At 47.3% G+C, this 17961-nt stretch carries 18 protein-coding genes; 7 read left to right on the top strand and 11 right to left on the bottom strand.

Going from position 1 to position 17961, the window contains the following annotated elements; all coding sequences use genetic code 11:
- Positions 1-21: 21 nt before the first annotated feature.
- The 4 genes from G8759_RS20920 to G8759_RS20905 form a co-directional block, all read right to left on the bottom strand.
- On the bottom strand, positions 22-462 hold the full coding sequence (locus G8759_RS20920) for a cytochrome c maturation protein CcmE domain-containing protein (RefSeq protein WP_162387247.1): 441 nt from the start codon (positions 460-462) through the stop codon (positions 22-24).
- Positions 463-503: 41 nt separating this feature from the next.
- A complete protein-coding gene (locus G8759_RS20915; RefSeq protein ID WP_167211896.1) occupies positions 504-767 on the bottom strand; it encodes a CcmD family protein in 264 nt (87 codons plus the stop codon).
- Between the two features lie 71 nt (positions 768-838).
- Complete coding sequence (gene ccsA / locus G8759_RS20910; protein WP_167211893.1) at positions 839-1498, bottom strand: cytochrome c biogenesis protein CcsA; 660 nt, start codon at positions 1496-1498, stop codon at positions 839-841.
- A 66-nt stretch (positions 1499-1564) separates the two neighbouring features.
- Positions 1565-2239, bottom strand: a complete 675-nt coding sequence (locus G8759_RS20905; protein WP_167211890.1) for a heme exporter protein CcmB — start codon at positions 2237-2239, stop codon at positions 1565-1567.
- 399 nt (positions 2240-2638) lie between these two features.
- Between G8759_RS20905 and G8759_RS20900 the strand changes: the two genes are divergently transcribed.
- From G8759_RS20900 to feoB, 3 genes are all read left to right on the top strand, one after another.
- Positions 2639-3403 (top strand): sulfite exporter TauE/SafE family protein, encoded by a 765-nt coding sequence (locus G8759_RS20900; protein WP_167211887.1) that lies wholly within the window; start codon positions 2639-2641, stop codon positions 3401-3403.
- A gap of 105 nt (positions 3404-3508) precedes the next feature.
- Positions 3509-3733 carry a FeoA family protein gene (locus tag G8759_RS20895; protein ID WP_162387242.1) on the top strand — a complete coding sequence of 75 codons (225 nt, stop codon included), beginning with the start codon at positions 3509-3511 and terminating at the stop codon, positions 3731-3733.
- Between the two features lie 63 nt (positions 3734-3796).
- The gene (feoB, locus tag G8759_RS20890; protein ID WP_167211884.1) at positions 3797-5908 is read left to right on the top strand and encodes a ferrous iron transport protein B; all 2112 of its coding nucleotides are present in this window, start codon (positions 3797-3799) and stop codon (positions 5906-5908) included.
- A 99-nt stretch (positions 5909-6007) separates the two neighbouring features.
- Here feoB and G8759_RS20885 read toward each other — a convergent pair whose 3' ends face one another.
- Complete coding sequence (locus G8759_RS20885; protein WP_167211881.1) at positions 6008-6172, bottom strand: hypothetical protein; 165 nt, start codon at positions 6170-6172, stop codon at positions 6008-6010.
- Positions 6173-6398: 226 nt separating this feature from the next.
- Positions 6399-7901, bottom strand: coding sequence for an NAD(P)H-hydrate dehydratase (locus G8759_RS20880; protein WP_167211878.1), 1503 nt, complete (start codon positions 7899-7901; stop codon positions 6399-6401).
- 114 nt (positions 7902-8015) lie between these two features.
- Between G8759_RS20880 and rplS the strand changes: the two genes are divergently transcribed.
- The 3 genes from rplS to G8759_RS20865 all read left to right on the top strand — a co-directional run bounded on the left by rplS (position 8016) and on the right by G8759_RS20865 (position 10290).
- Positions 8016-8390: a 50S ribosomal protein L19 gene (gene rplS / locus G8759_RS20875; RefSeq protein WP_162387239.1), complete on the top strand. Its 375-nt coding sequence runs from the start codon at positions 8016-8018 to the stop codon at positions 8388-8390.
- Between the two features lie 138 nt (positions 8391-8528).
- Positions 8529-9302, top strand: coding sequence for a diaminopimelate epimerase (gene dapF, locus G8759_RS20870; RefSeq protein ID WP_167211875.1), 774 nt, complete (start codon positions 8529-8531; stop codon positions 9300-9302).
- Between the two features lie 58 nt (positions 9303-9360).
- Positions 9361-10290, top strand: a complete 930-nt coding sequence (locus tag G8759_RS20865; RefSeq protein ID WP_167211872.1) for a bestrophin family protein — start codon at positions 9361-9363, stop codon at positions 10288-10290.
- Positions 10291-10294: 4 nt separating this feature from the next.
- Here G8759_RS20865 and G8759_RS20860 read toward each other — a convergent pair whose 3' ends face one another.
- On the bottom strand, positions 10295-10603 hold the full coding sequence (locus G8759_RS20860) for a rhodanese-like domain-containing protein (RefSeq protein WP_167211869.1): 309 nt from the start codon (positions 10601-10603) through the stop codon (positions 10295-10297).
- 46 nt (positions 10604-10649) lie between these two features.
- Positions 10650-11021 carry a hypothetical protein gene (locus G8759_RS20855; protein WP_167211866.1) on the bottom strand — a complete coding sequence of 124 codons (372 nt, stop codon included), beginning with the start codon at positions 11019-11021 and terminating at the stop codon, positions 10650-10652.
- 156 nt (positions 11022-11177) lie between these two features.
- Between G8759_RS20855 and htpG the strand changes: the two genes are divergently transcribed.
- Positions 11178-13013 (top strand): molecular chaperone HtpG, encoded by a 1836-nt coding sequence (htpG, locus tag G8759_RS20850; RefSeq protein WP_167211864.1) that lies wholly within the window; start codon positions 11178-11180, stop codon positions 13011-13013.
- A gap of 64 nt (positions 13014-13077) precedes the next feature.
- Here the strand turns inward: htpG and G8759_RS20845 are convergent, their stop codons facing one another.
- The 3 genes from G8759_RS20845 to G8759_RS20835 all read right to left on the bottom strand — a co-directional run bounded on the left by G8759_RS20845 (position 13078) and on the right by G8759_RS20835 (position 17926).
- On the bottom strand, positions 13078-15450 hold the full coding sequence (locus G8759_RS20845; RefSeq protein ID WP_167211861.1) for a gliding motility-associated C-terminal domain-containing protein: 2373 nt from the start codon (positions 15448-15450) through the stop codon (positions 13078-13080).
- Positions 15451-15677: 227 nt separating this feature from the next.
- A complete protein-coding gene (locus G8759_RS20840) occupies positions 15678-16313 on the bottom strand; it encodes a DUF4126 domain-containing protein (protein WP_167211858.1) in 636 nt (211 codons plus the stop codon).
- Between the two features lie 122 nt (positions 16314-16435).
- Positions 16436-17926: an ATP-dependent DNA helicase gene (locus G8759_RS20835; RefSeq protein ID WP_167211855.1), complete on the bottom strand. Its 1491-nt coding sequence runs from the start codon at positions 17924-17926 to the stop codon at positions 16436-16438.
- Positions 17927-17961 lie beyond the last annotated feature (35 nt).

The following is a 17961-nucleotide window of genomic DNA, read 5'->3' as shown; positions in this document are numbered from 1 at the left end:
CTCTTTCACTCTTTCATGCTTTCACAATTTTGCTGTTTTGGCTTCGTGTTCGGTCGTTTCCAGCTTGTTTTCCTGGTATTTCGACGGGCACTTCAGCAGAATCTTGTTGCACTGGAAATGGTCACCCTGCATGGCACCGATCACCACGATCTGCTCCGAACGCTCGAAATCCTGTGGTTTAGGACTATTGTAAACAACCTTCTGAGCCCGATTATCATTATCGACCAGTGTAAACTCAAAGTGATTCGGGTCAATTTGCGGATTATAAAGCATATCCACCACCCGGCCCTGTCCGTCTTTCTGAACCTTGCCGACAACGTGAATCATCTTTTCATCACCGTCCTGGGCCAGTTCGGCGGCTTGTTTGAAGGTAACGTAGGAACTGGCATCACCCGCTGTCGCAACGATGATACCAATGGCGAGGGCAATGACAACGATTCCGAAAATATGAGAGAGTTTCATGAAACAAAAATTAGTAAATGAGCGAAAGTCTAAATCAAAAACTAGAGTTTTATCCCTTGTTCACTCCGTTTTTTTTCCTTTACTTCCTTTTCTAACTTTCCAAGTTGCAGGTCTAATCGAATCAGGTAAATAACAATACCGGCAAATACGGCCGCAATGACCGCCACCACTACCCAAATTTTACCGTCGGCCCGAAGCTGATCGGCCATCTCAACACCGTTTGAAACCGGCTGTTGAGCCATGAGGTTCTGGCTGAGTAGGAGCAGGGCCGCCAGTGGGGCTTTTGTCAAAAAAGACAGTCGCATTTGAATAAGAAAAATATGTCTAAAAATTAACGTAAAAATAAAGCGAATCATTCCGACCTGGCAACACAGAATTAGTCGTCCAGTGCCACCTTTATCCGCCGAAGCCTGACGCGTAGTTCGGTAACCCATACGCCAATGAGGGTGAGCCCAATGACAGCCGGATACAGAACGAGCCTGAGGTTGTTATCCATGTCATACTTTCCAAAGGCTGGGTTGCCACCATTGCCTGGATGAAGTGAATCGGTCAGACGTGGAACGATAAAAATTAATGGAATAAAAACGGCAAAAGCAAAAATGTTGTAGACTGCTGAAATACGGGCACGTCGCTGTTCATCGTCAAATGACCCCCGAAGAATTAAATAGGCCAGATACATAAGCATACCAACCGCAACGCTGTTGAGTTTGGGATCATTTGGCCAGGGTTCGCCCCAGGTAAAATTGGCCCAGATCGAACCTGTCAAACAACCCAACAGACCGAACAGAATGGCCGTATTGGCAAACTCAACGGCAACCAGATCGTCATCTAAACGTCCTTTTCGTAAATAGCGGATCGAGTAAACGACCGACGCAATCAACAGAATAATCATGGCGAACCAGAGCGGTACGTGAAATGACACGTTTCGGATACTTTCGTTCAAAATTGGTTGCCGGGGCACCGGCCCAACCAGTCCCCAAATAATTACGTACGTCATAATGACGACCGCAAGAATTTTCCACCAGTTCTTCGTCATACTAGTTATGCGGATAGTCTACCCGCAGTTTTTCATTTAATAAACGGACCACCAGTCTGCATTATACTAACTCCGCCATAAGAACGGAAACAGAAGCCATGACAAGGTCAGTACAATGGCATCAATGGCCAGCACTGTGCCAATTTCATCCCAGCTTGTGCTGCGGTCAAGACCATCGAGCGCATTTTTCGAGATCTTCAGGAGCATCAGCAGCAACGGCAATATGATCGGGAAACTCAGGACAGCCATCAGTGTTGCCGGATTTTCTGCCTTACTGGCAATACCGGAAACCAGTGTAAGCGAAGCTGCAAACCCGATGGCTCCCAGCACGAGCGTTAACAGATAAAGCGGTACGTCGTTAACCGGATTGCCTAATACAAACGCATAAACGCTAAAGCCCAAGAACGCCAATACAAGCATTAAGGCGGTATTGTAAAGAATCTTCGAAATGATAATCTGTTGCGGACTGGCCAGTATATAATAGTATAATTGCCGCCCGGCTCGCTCCTGCACAAAGCTTTTGGCAATGGCATTAATGGCTGTAAACAACAGAATAATCCAAAACAATGTGTTCCAGACAATGGGCGTCAACTGGCCCCGTCGTGCGTTGAAGCTCAGGTAACAGACAAACACGGCCCCAACAATGTAAAGCAGCATCCCATTGAGCGCGTAGCGTTGCCGCCACTCCAGCAGAAACTCTTTCTGCATTAACGCACTCAACTGTCGTACTGATTCTGCCATGCTGGTTCTTTTAATTCTGCAAATTTACGGTGCAATGCTGATGCGGAAAAGAAATAGTTTTGCGTTCTGATATTCTTTCCGCGACCAAATGGATTATAAACCCAATTCTGAAACGGTTCATACAAGCCGTAGCCCGATTCGTATACTTGTAGGCCAGCTAGTTACCTGAAATAGCAGTATACGATGAATAGTAAACGAAACCTGAGCCTGTGTCTAATCTACTTTTTTACACGGCTTGAGTTACTATATACCTTTGTAGTGGGCCTGCCGACTCAGTTTTGTATGATATCCTGAACAGGAAATGGGTCGTTATTTCCTGGCTTCCTTTTCGCTCCCTCGCAGGGCCGTTTGCTTGTTGGCTTCATTAAAGCCAATCTATTGTAAGGTTGATTACTAGTAATGGATTATTCGACGATTCTAACCCTCTGTGGGTTTTCATTTCTTTCCGGTTTTGTGGATGCGATCATTGGTGGAGGTGGTTTGATTCAGACGCCGGCAATTCTTTTTTCTCTGCCTCAATATCCCGTTCCAACACTGATTGCCTCTACGAAAATACCTTCCTTGTGTGGTAGTCTGATGGGGGCCTTTCAATATAGCCGACGGGTAGTCGTTATTGGCAAATTTATTGGCCCCATGATGGCGATCGCATTTGGCGCGTCGTGGTTGGGTTCCTGGACACTAACCCGAGTGCCCAATAGCTTCATGAAACCGTTTGCGCTGGCTATTCTTATTACCGTATTTATATACACGCTGACTAAAAAAGAGTTTGGTCAGGTTGTGCATCAGCACGTTTCTGCCCGTCAGCAGCGCCTGCGTATGTGGCTAATGGGTGCAGGCATTGGCTTCTACGATGGCTTTTTTGGCCCAGGAACCGGCAGTTTTCTGGTATTGGGATTTATCGCCCTTATCGGCTTCGATTTTCTCAAAGCCAGTGCCCATGCCAAATTAGTCAATGCCGCGACAAATTTGGCCAGCACCTTGTTTTTTATGAGCGAGGGTAAAATTCTCTATGCCGTTGCATTCCCGATGGCTGTGGCCAATTTATCCGGCGCTTTTCTGGGTGCACGTTTGGCTATTCTGAAAGGGAATCAATTTATCCGCGTGTTTTTCCTACTGATCATTACGGCCACAATCATACGATTTGGCTGGGATTTGTTCGACTGACGGAAAAAATATTTCTTTGTTCCTCTCCTTGGATTCAAAAACTTTACGTTGTAATCTTGCGTTAATTAAACTGAATCTAAATAAAGGGGATTAGCCACCGACACCATGAGCAAACGTAGTGTTGCTGATTTGAAAATTGGCGAACGAGCCACCATTCAATCGTTTGATAACCAGTTAATGTCGCTCAAACTGCTCGAAATGGGCTGTTTGCCAGGCGCAGAAATATGTTTGAGCGGGAAGGCTCCACTGGGCGATCCGATTTGTTTGAATGTGTCGGGCTATTGTCTGGCCATGCGCAAATCTGAAGCCGCTACCATTTTTGTTGACTAGTTTATTGTTTGTGGGTTGGCTCTAGTACGCAACCACAGACCATAAACCACAAATTATAACCAGTTGAGTTCCCCCGTAATCGCCCTTGTTGGTAATCCGAATGCCGGAAAATCGTCACTGTTCAATCAACTGACCGGTTTACGCCAAAAGACGGGTAATTTTCCTGGCGTTACAGTCGATAAAAAATCCGGAACCTGGGCTATTGATTCCCGAACCGTTACTACCGTTGTTGATTTGCCGGGAGTTTATTCGATCTATCCAAAATCATTAGACGAACAACTCGTTACCGATATTCTGGCAAACCCCGCCCATCCTGATTATCCCGACGTGGCAATAGTGGTGGTCGATGCTTCTAATCTTCACCGAAATCTATTACTTTTTACACAGGTTGCCGACCTTGGTGTTCCGGTTATTCTGGCTTTGAATATGCTTGATGTGGCACGTAAGCAGGCTAAAGAAGTCAACGCCGTACGACTTGCCATGCGGTTGGGCGTGCCCGTTGTTCGTATCAATGCTCGAACGGGTGAGGGACTTGATCAGCTTAAGAAAGCTGTTCTTGGTCAACTGCATGAGCCAGTACGCCAGGGAAAGTTATTTTTTGATCCAGCTGAAGAAGCCACTGAACTCATCGCCGATACAAAAGCTCAGTATCGACTCGAAAACAATTATCTGGCACTACAGTACATCATTCAGCATGACGGTTTTACGTTTCTGGACCGTCAGCAGCAGATTGGCCTTGATGCCATAATTGATAAATATCAGTTTAGCGAACCAACGTTTCAGGCAGGGGAGACCATTACCCGGTACAAACGTATTGCGACCGTTGTTGCAGAAACCGTTACGGACCAACGACCGGCCAATCAATCGACCTGGACTCAGAAACTTGACCGTATTTTACTACATCCGATCTGGGGATATGCGATTTTTGGGTTCGTACTTCTGCTGATTTTTCAGGCCATTTTTGCCTGGGCACAACCCTTTATGGATGCGATTGACGCAGGTGTAGCCTGGCTTAATGGTCAATTAAAAGAAAGCCTGCCCGCTGGACCACTCACTGATCTTCTTACGGATGGAATACTGGCCGGAGTAGGTGGTATTCTGGTATTTATCCCACAAATCGCGTTTCTCTTTCTGTTGGTTGCGCTGCTTGAAGAGTCTGGATACATGTCGAGGGTGATGGTCATCATGGACCGAATTATGCGTAAGTTCGGGTTAAATGGACGGAGTGTAGTGCCGTTAATTTCGGGCGTGGCCTGTGCGGTGCCCGCCATTATGGCCACACGGAGTATAGGTACCCGCCGGGATCGACTCATAACGATTCTGGTAACTCCCCTGATGAGCTGTTCTGCCCGGCTTCCAATTTATACGATCCTGATTGCCTTGGTAGTACCGAGTCGACGCGTTCTGGGCTTGTTTAATCTACAGGGACTTGCCCTGATGGGACTCTATCTTTTAGGCTTATTCAGCGCACTGTTGGCGGCTTATGCCCTGAAGCTGGTTCTTCGCAGTAAAGAACGTAGTTTCTTTATTATGGAACTCCCGACCTTCAAACTACCGCGCTGGAACCACGTTGGCCTGACGGTTTGGGAAAGTGTCCGGTCGTTTGTCTGGGAAGCCGGACGGGTCATTCTGGCCATTTCGATTATTCTGTGGGTACTTGCCAGCTATGGTCCCGGCGACTCCATGCAACAGGCCGAAAATCAGACCCGGCGTCAAAATCCGACGCTGGCTACCGATGCGTTAGAAAACCTTGTCGCATCCGAACGGCTCGAAGCCTCCTATGCCGGACATTTTGGCCATTTTATTGAGCCTGTCATTCGACCACTGGGCTATGACTGGAAAATTGGTATTGCGCTGATCAGTTCATTTGCTGCCCGTGAGGTATTTGTTGGCACAATGGCAACAATCTACAGCATTGGCACTGGTGACGATGAAGGGGTCACTATTCGGGAACGTCTATTACAGGAGCGTAATCCTGAAACGGGTGGTCCTATGTATACGCCAGCACTGGCCTGGTCGTTATTGATTTTCTACGTTTTTGCGATGATGTGTATGAGTACGCTGGCTGCCACCCAGCGCGAAACCAAAAGCTGGAAATGGCCAATGGTTCAACTGGTCTATATGATGGCGCTGGCCTATGTAACGGCTTTTGCAACCTATCAATTCATGAAATAGTGATTTTAGATTGTTTCGTAATCAGGCGAATTCAGCTTGGTTACAACTAAAAATCCCCGTTAGCTTTTGACTGACGGGGATTTTTTATGATCGATACGTTTACCACAGTAATCCTTTTGAGATCAATGGGTAGATAAAATGATAGACGATATAGGCGAACAACGCAACTGTGAGGCCGCCTAAAACGGTGGTTTGATCGAAGGCTACTCTAGCCCTCCGCGAGGGGCGGCTTACCCGCCAGTCGCGCTGTGCTGTAGGTTTCATAAGTATTTGTCGTAAACTGTTATTCGCTATGCAAATTTGGGGCCGTGTTAGTCGACAGAACAGAGCGGAAACCCGGATTTTTAACAATGCGTATAACTACCTGATTTACTAGAAACCCTCTGAAACCGTGTTTATCAAACGGTAGTGACTACGAAACGGGATTATGTTACCTTTTTTGAGTGTTGTGGAATTTATTCTACAAAAATGATACTACATTTCTACGAAATCAGTCCCATCGTAAGGAATCGACTACGTCAGAGGCCGTCATTCCAATAGGACCTCGTTGCTCTGCGGCCCGATCACCAGCCAGTCCATGCGAAAAAACCCCTAATACAGCGGCTTCGATTGGGTCGTATCCCTGTGCAAGCAGAGCGGTCAGAATGCCGGTCAGAACATCGCCTGTTCCGCCGGTACTTAAGCCGGGATTACCCGTTGAATTGAAGTGTATATCACCGTCGGGCGTTGCTATGGCCGAATAGGCACCCTTTAAAACAACAATGACCTTGTATTTCTTGGCAAACTCACGGAGGATAGTCAGTTTTTGATAATCATTGTCCCATTTTTCTGTAAGCCGCTCAAACTCCTTAGGATGGGGTGTCAGAATGCTGTTTCTGGGTAATTTGTCAAGAAGATTACTATTTTCTGACAATAAGTTCAGCGCGTCGGCATCGACCACAATGGGCTTCTTCAACGTTCGTAGCAATTCCCGTAACATAACCAGGGTTTCGGGAGCCTTGCCTATTCCAGGGCCAATACCCACGGTTGTATATTCGGCAGGGTCCGAACTTTCGACTTCGCTCTGGCCGGTTAAAACCTGCTGATTTTTATCTGGCAGGCACATGGCTTCGGGAACGGCCGTTTGCAGAATGTTATAACCACAGCCTGGCACCTGTACCGTCAAAAGGCCTACTCCTGACCGTAAACAGGCACGAGCAGCTAATACAGCCGCACCAATCTTGCCATAACTACCTACATAGAGCAGGGCGTGTCCAAAAGAGCCTTTATTCGAAAAACGATCTCGTTTATGCAGCAGTAAACGGGCATCCCGCGCCTGGGTAAAATAATAAGGAGTAGGAGCGAGATCGATGTATCGTTTATGAAGCTGTATATCTACAATTTGCCAATCACCAACATAACGACCGTTTTTAGGGAGTACGAACGCTAATTTTGGCAGCTGAAACGTAATCGTATAGTCAGGTTCAATGATGACATCAGTCGGGGCATTGGGCTGATCGGTATATAGACCACTTGCAATGTCGACTGCAACAACCGTGGCCGGTGCCCGATTGATGGCCTCGATCGTGCTCTTGACAATGCCCTCGGTTGGACGCGATAAACCAGACCCGAGAATGGCATCAATGACAATTTCGTTATGACGTATGGCCGGAATATCATGCGATAACTCAATATAACGCACATTCTCCGTAACGAGCTTAAGTCGCCGATGGTTGTGCATAAAGTCATCAGATTCGCGGGGGGCATATCGCACCACGTAAATTTCAATGGGATACTCACGTTCCAGTAAAAGCCGGGCGATGGCTAGTCCATCGCCCCCATTATTGCCCAACCCGCAGAAGATTTTAGTCGTCATTGTAGCCGGGAAGTGGTCAGCGAACCAGTCTACAAAAGCGAGCGCAGCGCGCTCCATGAGATTAATGGGAGCAATAGGTTCATGCTGGATTGTGGATTGATCGAGGGCACGAATCTGGTCAACATTGAGGATTTTCATCGATTTGGCGTCGTTTACGCGAGGTAATTTCGCAAAAGTATTTTCTACTACTGAGAAATTTGCTATCTTTGCGGCTCATTTCGCAAATACTTATCTGGCGATTTATATACAGTCATGAGCGAGTTAATCAAATTAGTGGAGGCAGACAACGCGCAGCGTCGCGCCGATTTGCCCACGTTCCGGGCGGGCGATACGGTGAACGTACACGTCAAAATCCGCGAAGGAAATAAGGAGCGTATCCAGGTGTTTACGGGAACGGTGCTTCAGCGCCGGAATCCAAATAGCGCTGGTGAGACGTTTACTGTCCGCAAGGTATCGAATGGTATTGGTGTTGAGCGGATTTTCCCGGTCCTGTCGCCAAATATCGACAAAATTGAAGTGGTTCGTCTTGGCAAAGTACGTCGTGCACGGTTGTTCTTCCTGCGCGGTCGTCAGGGCAAGGCTGCACGTCTTAAAGAGCGTAAGCCTAAAGCAGTTGCTGCAGCTTAATCGCTTCTGAATAACCACAACGTTAGGAAAAGCTGCCTGTATAGGTGGCTTTTTTTTGTATGATCACAACAGGCTCCGGCTGTTGTGTAAGGGACTCTAGACTTAATTGGAGCAGCCGGAGCCTGTTACAACCCGTGTATGAACTTCTTTAAATACCAGGGAACCGGCAACGATTTTATTTTAATAGACGATAGAGATGGTCAATTTCCGGCTACTGATCAGGCGTATGTCGAGCGGTTATGCCATCGGCGTTTTGGTATTGGGGCCGATGGATTGATCCTGTTACAGAACGATCCGGACTATGATTTCAAAATGGTCTATTTCAATGCCGACGGAGCGGAAGGGAGTATGTGTGGCAACGGAGGGCGTTGTATTGTCCGTTTTGCTCATGATCTGGGTCTGTTCGAACGTGAAACGCGTTTCCTGGCCGTTGATGGCGAACATACGGCTGTGGTTCTTGGTGACGATATATCGTTGAAAATGACTAATGTGACGGGCATTGGCGATCGGGATGGATTGACATTCCTGAATACAGGTTCTCCTCACGTCGTTCAGTTTATCGATGATCTGGAGTCATTCGATGTTGTTGCCGAAGGCCGTGCAATTCGCTATAGTTCAACCTTTCAGCCCGGCGGGACGAACGCAAATTTTGCGCAGGTGATCGATGATCACACTGTATTTGTCAGGACCTATGAACGAGGTGTCGAGGATGAAACCTACTCATGCGGTACGGGCGTAACGGCGGTTGCACTGGTGGCTCACCAGCAGCTTACTATGCCTGATCCGGTATCTATTCAGACCATTGGTGGCAATCTGCGGGTATCGTTTAGCCCGGAGAGTGATGGTCGTTTTACGGCTATTCACCTCATTGGTCCGGCTAAGCGTGTTTATGAAGGTGTTCTAACCATTTGAATAGACAGTTGGTTAGATAGATTACTAGTGTTTTTAGACGTTGCTTACTTTTCGATGAATGATAATATATAAAACAAAGGCCTGGTTACCCGCAATCTGGCATTTTCATACAGGGCCCACCGCCATTGCGTTGCTACGTCGGTTAGTAGTTGTCGGTATCTATGCAACCTTAGTGACGGTTGGCGAGCTAAATTTTATTGATTTTCGGCTGAAAGATACGCCCAGCTCATTTTTACAGGCGATGGGCATCCTGCTCAGTTTATTGTTGATTTTTCGAACGAATACCGCTTACGACCGATTCTATGAAGGCCGTCAGGCATGGGGTGTCTTAGTTAATAACTGTCGAAATCTGGCTATTTATTTTAATGCTGTTTTGCCGGAAGGCGATATGGATAGCCGGGCTTTTTATGCCAAAGCCATTTCTAACTTCCCCTTCGCCCTCAAAAATCATTTACGCGATATGCCGGGTGTAGATGAACTGGATATGGTGGAAGAAGGCGAACGGCGTGATCTAAGAAACTTTGATCATAAACCGGCCGGAGTTTCTAATCAACTCTGGGTACGGACCGAGATCCTGTATCGGGAGGGGCGTCTTTCTGAATCACAACACATTAACCTGAACCAGCGCCTGACTACTCTGATGGATGTATGCGGGATTTGCGAACGAATTAAGAGCACGCCGATTCCATTCTCCTACAATTTGTTCATCAAGCTGTTCATCATGATTTATGTGGGGGTCCTGCCGTTCACGGTCATCACAGCTTATGGTTACCTGACAATTCCTGCCGTAGTGCTTACATCGTACGTTCTGGTCGGACTGGAGATGATCGGTGAAGAGATTGAGGAGCCCTTTGGCTTTGAACGCAATGACCTGCCTCTGAATCAATTAAGTCAGTTGATCCGGGTGAATGTACATGACATTCTGCAGATTCAATTGCCACACGTTGAGAAGCAGGCGGCTAAGCCTGGCTTCACGATCGTGACCTAGGGGCTTAGTCTACTGCTTCGATTATGCCACCGTGGAGGTGATAGATTCTTTTGTCCTGAAATTCGGGTTGACGTAAAAAATCCTTGGCCGCCACCCGGCTGCGGACACCGTTCGTACAAATCACAATCAGCGTATCGTAGGGCAATAACTCTGCTTTGCGGGCTCGAATATCAGGCAGCGGAATATTTAAACCGCCAATGTTAAATTCCTCATACTCCCACTCGTCGCGCACGTCGATAATCGCCGTGTTTGCGTTCAGTCGCAGCTTGTCGAGACCAGGAAGCGAGATGTCTGTGTAAGAATGCGTTGTCATACACAGGCATAACACTCAATTTTCGACAGCTGTTCAGGGGAACGAACTATCGTTTAGCGATTGATAATATCTCAATCTCGGCTACTTTGGGACGGCTTGCCCATCCACATTGTAATTCAACCTGCTGTCCTGTTTCAGCAAATCGGATCGTAACGGCCCGTTCGGACGAAATCACATTGATCGGAATAGTACTTAATGCCTTCTGTAAAATTGGCAGTGATGCTGTTGTCGGCTTGTACATCACATCTACCGATGACGAATCGCCTTTGTCGAGCCGCACAAATTCTTCACAGCCGTCAACTGCCAGGTTATTTGCGTAAATAAACGCTGGTTCTGTCCGTTCGGGACCTAAGTTCGTTGCTGTTTTCATCTGGCAGGTTAGTGTAGTGGCCAATAGTATGAATAAGAGTATTTTCATCAGTATAGTTTTGAGTAAAGACCATTAATGACGAGTAAACGTTGTAATAGCGGGTGCAATATGAGGAAAGAATCTGTCAATCTGTCAGCCGGACCCGTACTGGAACGAGATTTGAAGCCGCCCGTGTAAATCAATAATTGTATTAAATAAGACACTATGGAAGCCGTTCAGAATGAAAAAGGGCAGATTTCGATCCATACCGAGAATATCTTCCCGATTATCAAGAAGTTTCTCTACTCCGACCATGAGATTTTCCTTCGTGAATTGGTATCGAATGCAGTAGATGCTACTCAGAAATTACGCCAGCTCGCTTCATTTGGTGAGTTTGGAGGTGAACTCGGCGAACTGAAAGTGACCGTTTCGCTCGATGAAGAGGCCAAAACAATTACTATCAGCGACAATGGTATCGGCATGACCGCCGATGAAATCAAAAAATACATCAACCAGATTGCCTTTTCGGGAGCTTCCGATTTTCTGGAAAAATATAAAGACAAAACCGACGACAAAGGCCAGATTATCGGGCATTTTGGCTTAGGTTTCTACTCGGCTTTTATGGTAGCCGAGAAGGTTGAAATTGTTACCAAATCATACCGTGATACGGGCGATAGTTCAGCGGCCCGGTGGATTTGCGACGGTTCGACGGAGTTTGAACTGACTCCTGCCGAACGGGCTGAACGGGGTACCGATGTTATTCTGCACGTAGCACCTGACTCGGAAGAATTTCTGAATAAAGCGCGGCTACAGAGTATTCTGGATAAATATGCCCGGTTCCTGCCAGTAGCGGTTGAGTTCGATGGCAAGGTAGTGAACAACACGACCCCGATCTGGACTAAATCACCTTCAGAACTGACCGACGAAGATTATAAAACGTTCTACCGGGAATTGTATCCAATGGGTGAAGAACCTCTTTTCTGGATACACCTGAATGTTGATTATCCGTTCAATCTGACGGGTATCCTGTACTTCCCCCGGATTAAAAACGAACTTCGTTTTCAGCGTGAGAAGATTCAACTCTACAGCAGGCAGGTGTTTATTACGGATGAGGTGAAAGATGTAGTGCCCGACTTCCTGATGATGCTGCATGGGGTAATCGACTCTCCCGATATTCCGCTCAATGTGTCGCGTAGTTTCTTACAGGCAGATGCCAACGTGAAGAAAATCAATGGCTACATCACGCGTAAGGTTGCCGATAAACTGAACGATTTATTCAACGCCGACCGGAAAGCGTTTGAAGAGAAGTTCGATGATATTGGGCTGTTTATCAAATACGGTATCCTGAGTGACGACAAGTTCTGGGAAAAAGCTAAAAACTTCGTGTTGCTCAAAAACACGGAAGGAGAGTATGCCACACTGGATGAATACCGCGAGAAAATTCAGGCGAACCAGACCGATAAAAACGATACGCTGGTATTCCTGTACACAACAGATCGCAAGCATCAGGATGCGTACATTGAATCGGCACGTCGGCGAAGCTATGATGTTGTATTGATGGACAATGTCATTGATCCTCACTTTATTAATGCACTGGAGCAAAAGCTGGAAAAAGTGCATTTCCAGCGGGTTGATGCAGATACGCTCGACAAGTTGATTGATAAAGGGATCAATAACGAAAGCGTTCTGTCGGAAGATGATAAAACAAAGCTTAAAGACTCCTTCGAGCAGGTTTTGGACAATAAACTGCTGAATGTGAGCATAGAAGCGCAACCTATCGACGAGTTGCCCGTTACCATTACGCTGCCTGAGTTTATGCGACGGATGAAAGATATGTCGGCTTTATCGGGTGAGCAGTCTTTTTACGGTAACTTGCCCATGAGCTACAATGTGGTTGTGAATGCCAACCATCCACTGATTGGTAAAATCCTGGCTGAAACGGATGCGGATGCGCAGAAAGCACTGGTGAAGCAGGTGTATGATCTGGCGTTACTTTCGCAAAACATGCTGACAGGGGCAGAGCTAACGGCATTTGTTCGTCGGACAGTAGCTACATTGTAAGCATTGCCAGTTAGATAGATATAGGTGGAAATGGGCTATTCTGGATAGGAGAGCCCATTTTCTGTTACTGGCCAGCTAATACGGTTAGGGTGCCTGTTTGTTCAGGCTGATCAGGTGCTGGACGTACCACAAAAGTATATAGGCCCGGCCCAACTGGATTACCCCGATAGGTACCATCCCAGGGTTGTCGATACGGTGATGCCTGAAAGATAAGTTCGCCCCAACGATTATAAATCCGGACACTACAGGCCGGAAAGGCGCCTATACCGCTAAAAGCCCAGCTATCATTCAGTCCGTCGCCATTAGGGCTAAAGGCGGTTGGAATAAATAGCCCCGGCAGTATTTCGATCAGAATCTCATCGGAAACGGGGCAACCACCATTTGTCCAGACAGTTACTTTGTAAACAGCCGTTTTTTTTGGCCTGACTGTCAGTGATGAATTCGTTGAAAGCGGCTGAAAATCAGCAGTTTCCCAGGAATAAGTCAGATTAGTACCAACAGGGCCAGCCAACTGCACTGATCCACCAGCTCTTACTTCCTGATCGGGTCCCAGATCAATAATAGGAAGGCGTAACACGGTGATCAGACGACTCGTATCGGCCAGGCAACCGTATGAGTTAGTGACTGAATAATGGACAAGGTGTTGACCAACGCCCGCTTTTGCTGGATCGAAACGATCGACAGTTACCCCTGGTCCGCTGAAGGTGCCACCCGGTGGTGATGCCGATAAGGGCAATACGCTGGCCGTTTGCCCGCAGATCGGTGGTAGTGAATCGATTACTGGATGTGGCCGCGGATTGACATGCACATTGGCAGACGTTAAGGCACATTGGGTTGTGTCGGTTACTGTAACAACATAGTCACCAGGGGTAGCGTTCTGTATGGATTGGCTCGAATTCGGTAAAGAAATATTATTTCGGAGCCAGTTATAACGCAGGCGGGTTGTGCCGTCATTAGTAATTGTAACGACGAGTTCATTGCCTTCGCAAAGCATCTTTCCCGCCTTCGTAGCCAGTGTAACCTGTTGGAGTGGCCCATTGGTTATCAGAATCGAATCATAGGAAATACAATTCGTGGTTCTATTGTAAATCTTCAATCGGTACTGCCCGGCCTGGTTAACTGTATATGTTCCATTCGTTGCGCCTGCGATCTCCTGATGGCCAGCACTCCATTGGTATGTAAAGTCGGCTTGCTGATTGGCTGTTAGAACCAAGGGCCGGGTAGGGCAAAGAACGGTATCGGGCGCTTGAATAGTGGCTGGGGGAGAGAGTTTAAGGGTTAGACGAAAAACCTCGGAGGCCGAATCACGGGTGCAGATGATCGCAAAGCTCTTGATCACCGAATAATCGCCCGGTTCAACGGCTCTTAACACTGATTTTGTTTCACCCGGCAGATTATAGCCGTCGCGTCGCCATTGATAATTGAAGTTTGTATCCGTATCCGTTTTGAGCAATACGGCGCTGCCCTGGCAAAACTCAAGTGGTGATTGACCCGAAGGATCGAGAGCGGCCACAGCCGGCTTCGGCGGAACCTGAGCCGAGCAGTCTACAACCAGAATCTGGTGATCCCGCCGAACCTCACCGATCTTGACCCCCTGGCGATATTCTTCACATAAAACCGTAAAAGCAAACAGACCCAGCTGATCGGGTTGCACAGTGAGAACCCCTGAACTTAGGTCGATGCGAAGCGGAGGATTACCGGTAATCGCTGTTTGCTCACTGTAGCCGGGCATCCAGCGGAGCAGTCGATAAGCAGGCGAGTTTGGCGAGTTATTGAAACCGGCGGGTTTATAAACGTTGTCGTTGTAAGGTGTTGTCAGGGAGTAGCGTAATTCGTCGCCATCTGCATCGGTTGCCCGGAAAGCGAGCGAAAATGGCTTATTCAGACAGATATATTCAGCATTTGGCGTCAGGAAAACGGGCGACGAATTTCGGAATGGCGTGCCGTTTTTTAACAGGGGAGAAAATGCCAGGTAATAAACCATGCCGGATGCTTCCGGAGTTCTGATATTCACGACGTTTTTATTCCGGCAACATTTTTCCCAGACCACATAATAGCCTGCCGGGTCACTGAACTGACTAGCCTCTAATTGGATTTGTGCAGAATAGCGAACTTCGGACGTTTCGAGACCACGTGTTCGCGCACAGGCCGGATTGGCATATACCAGCAGCAGTCGCCGAACGAATTTTAGTGTATAATCACCCATCAACTGGTTATCCTGGCTGCGAAATATCGATACAATGATGGTAGGTTCGATAACAGCGTCGGCACCTTTGCTGGCTTCATCGATATACAAATTCAAACTTAACTGAAACTGGTTCGGTTTGTCAGTAGCCACAAATTCAATATTGCCCCCCGCTATATGAGAAGCTGAAGCCGTTTGAACGGCTATAAGGCAAAAAAGCAACCAGCCAGGTAGCCATAGAACGTTGTTCATATCGCATTGTCACCAAACTTCAGCGTTCATTGGGAAATCAATAAACCTGAAGTTTACCTTATGGAGACTAAAAGCCAACAACAGAAGATTTATAATATAGACTAAGATACATTTAATAAAAGTAAACTTTCGCGTAGAGTTGTGCCACAACTTAAGGTGACTAACTTGTACATAACAAGTAGCCGTAGCACCGCTCGGGCCAGTGTGCTTTGGATCAATCGTTCAGGTTAAGCCCGGCCATTGCTACTACGGGGGATTTGCGTAATGGAGCCGCCTGCCTGTTTCGCAGGAGCGCGTGTGAACCATATTTTCCGCTTGGCCAGCAATCGGCCAATGATGAAAATTAAGACAACGCCAATAATCACAACGGCAATCAGAGGCAGAAAAATAGTAAAGAGCGATAAGCCAAACGAGGCTACATTTTCGCCCGTAGCCACGACCGGGTTGGCTACACCACCCGTTGCGGCTGTCGAACCGAGCCGGAGTAAACTCGTACCGGCCTGTACAATACCCGCCGAACTACCGCCAAGCATTAGCCCAAGCCCCCAATGAAGCACTGGATTATCGATGTGCAGAAATGACGTACTAAGCAAAGTTCCAGCAATGATGGATGCGGGTGTCGCCAGCGTGTCGAGCAGGTTGTCGAGCCAGGGAATGTAATAGGCCCCGATTTCAAAAATGGTCGCCATCGACAGACCAATCAACGCAGGCCAGCCACTAAGCCATTCAAAGCCTGTTACGGTGCCAATAAGCCCTAGTTTGGTGGCCACACTGGCAATCAGTAAGGGTACAAACACCCTGAAACCACAGCAGGCGGCCAAACCGACGCCAATACAGGCGCTCATGATCCATTCAATGGACATAACTCGTGAACGTTAATTGTTTACACTATTCAGTTTACTTTGCTCCGATCCGGTAGCTTAGCAGAGGTTTTGCTATAAGCGGTTAACCGAATAATGTAAACTTGATTTAAGGCCACAGGGTTTTAACCAAAAAACTGGGCATTGAAATTCATCAGAAATGCTTCGTCCGTGGCGCGTGTCAACGCCGTGTACAGCCAACGAACAAATTCATTGTTAACCTGACCATCAGGCAAAAAACCCTGATCGATAAAGACGGCGCTCCACTGGCCGCCCTGTGCTTTATGACACGTCAACGCATAGGCAAACTTCACCTGTAGGGCATTTAAATAAGGATCGCGTCGGACAGCCTCTGCTCGCTCTTTCTTGCTTTTGATATAAAAGTAATCTTTCATTACGCTTTCATAAAGCGCTTTATGCTGCTCCGATGTGAGCGAAGGGACGGGTGAATGAAGGGTATCGAGCAGAATTTTAGCCTCAAAATCAGGCTGTTCTTCATAATCCACCAGGCGTAGGGTAACCGTAGCGAACCGGAAACCATGCATTTCCTCTTTATTGCGGATTTTAAGCACCTCGGCAAATTCACCGTTTGCCAGAAAACCAGCAGGTGAGTCCTCTTCAAGCACCGTGTAATTATTCCGGGCAATCATCAGCATATCGCCCGCGTCGAGTTCTTCTTCGCACTGGTCGATCATCCGGCGGACAAACTGATTGTACTGGACCGCTGTTTTGTTGGAGCGACAGATTATTGCTGTATTCTCCCGGCCATATTTGTCATAGGCATACCGAATGCCATCTTCGAGTTTCGTGAGTGGCATTTTAAAAATATCGCTGAATGACCGCACATTTAGTTGAATGGCAGGCACATCCGTGTTTACAGAATGGCTATTGTCGTTCAGGAGTGCATCAAATCCAACCGCTTTGGGAGTTGGCTCGGTATCGCCAAGTAAAATGCGCAGGCTGGTTGCATTGTAAAGAATTCCTGATTCTTCTTCCTGACGCATCACCTCGGTCAATTCCTGTTCATATACGGTCATATCGAATGCACTGGCGAGAAAGCCCCGGTCAAGCGCCGGGCTTAGTTCCCGGCCAATGGGAGGAAGCTGGGCGGTGTCTCCAACCAGCATCAGTTTATTGCCAGGATTTTCGAACACAAAGTCAATCAGATCAGTCAGTAATCCTTTACCGCCGAAGTCAGCCTCATCGGAGATCATGGAGGCCTCATCAACAATAAATAGGGTGTCTTCGTGGTAATTTTTTTGCCGTTGAAAAGCCAGATTGCCCGAACCAGGATCGGCTACCTGGCGATAAATTTTTCGGTGAATTGTCTGGGCAGGTTTCTTGGCATAATTGAACATGACTTTTGCTGCCCGACCCGTAGGAGCCAGCAGCACGGATTTATAGCCAAAACGAGGCAGTACTTTAATGAGTGTTCCGACAAGGGTTGTTTTACCAGTTCCGGCGTAACCGCGTAGCAGAAAACAGTCCCGATAGTGTTCAAATTCTTCCTGAGCGATGAACGCACCGATCTGTTCGAAAAATTGCTGTTGCCCAATGGTAGGTTTATAAGGGAAGCGTTTGGCCAATAAATGCGCAGCCGTTTGGGTTTCATTCATGCTTCTAATATACGAAAAAACAGGCAAAGTAAAAA

Origin of the sequence: Spirosoma aureum, assembly GCF_011604685.1 — a bacterium.
GTDB lineage: Bacteria > Bacteroidota > Bacteroidia > Cytophagales > Spirosomataceae > Spirosoma > Spirosoma aureum.
Note: the sequence above shows the minus strand (reverse complement) of the source record. Positions and strands in the feature narration are given on the sequence as shown.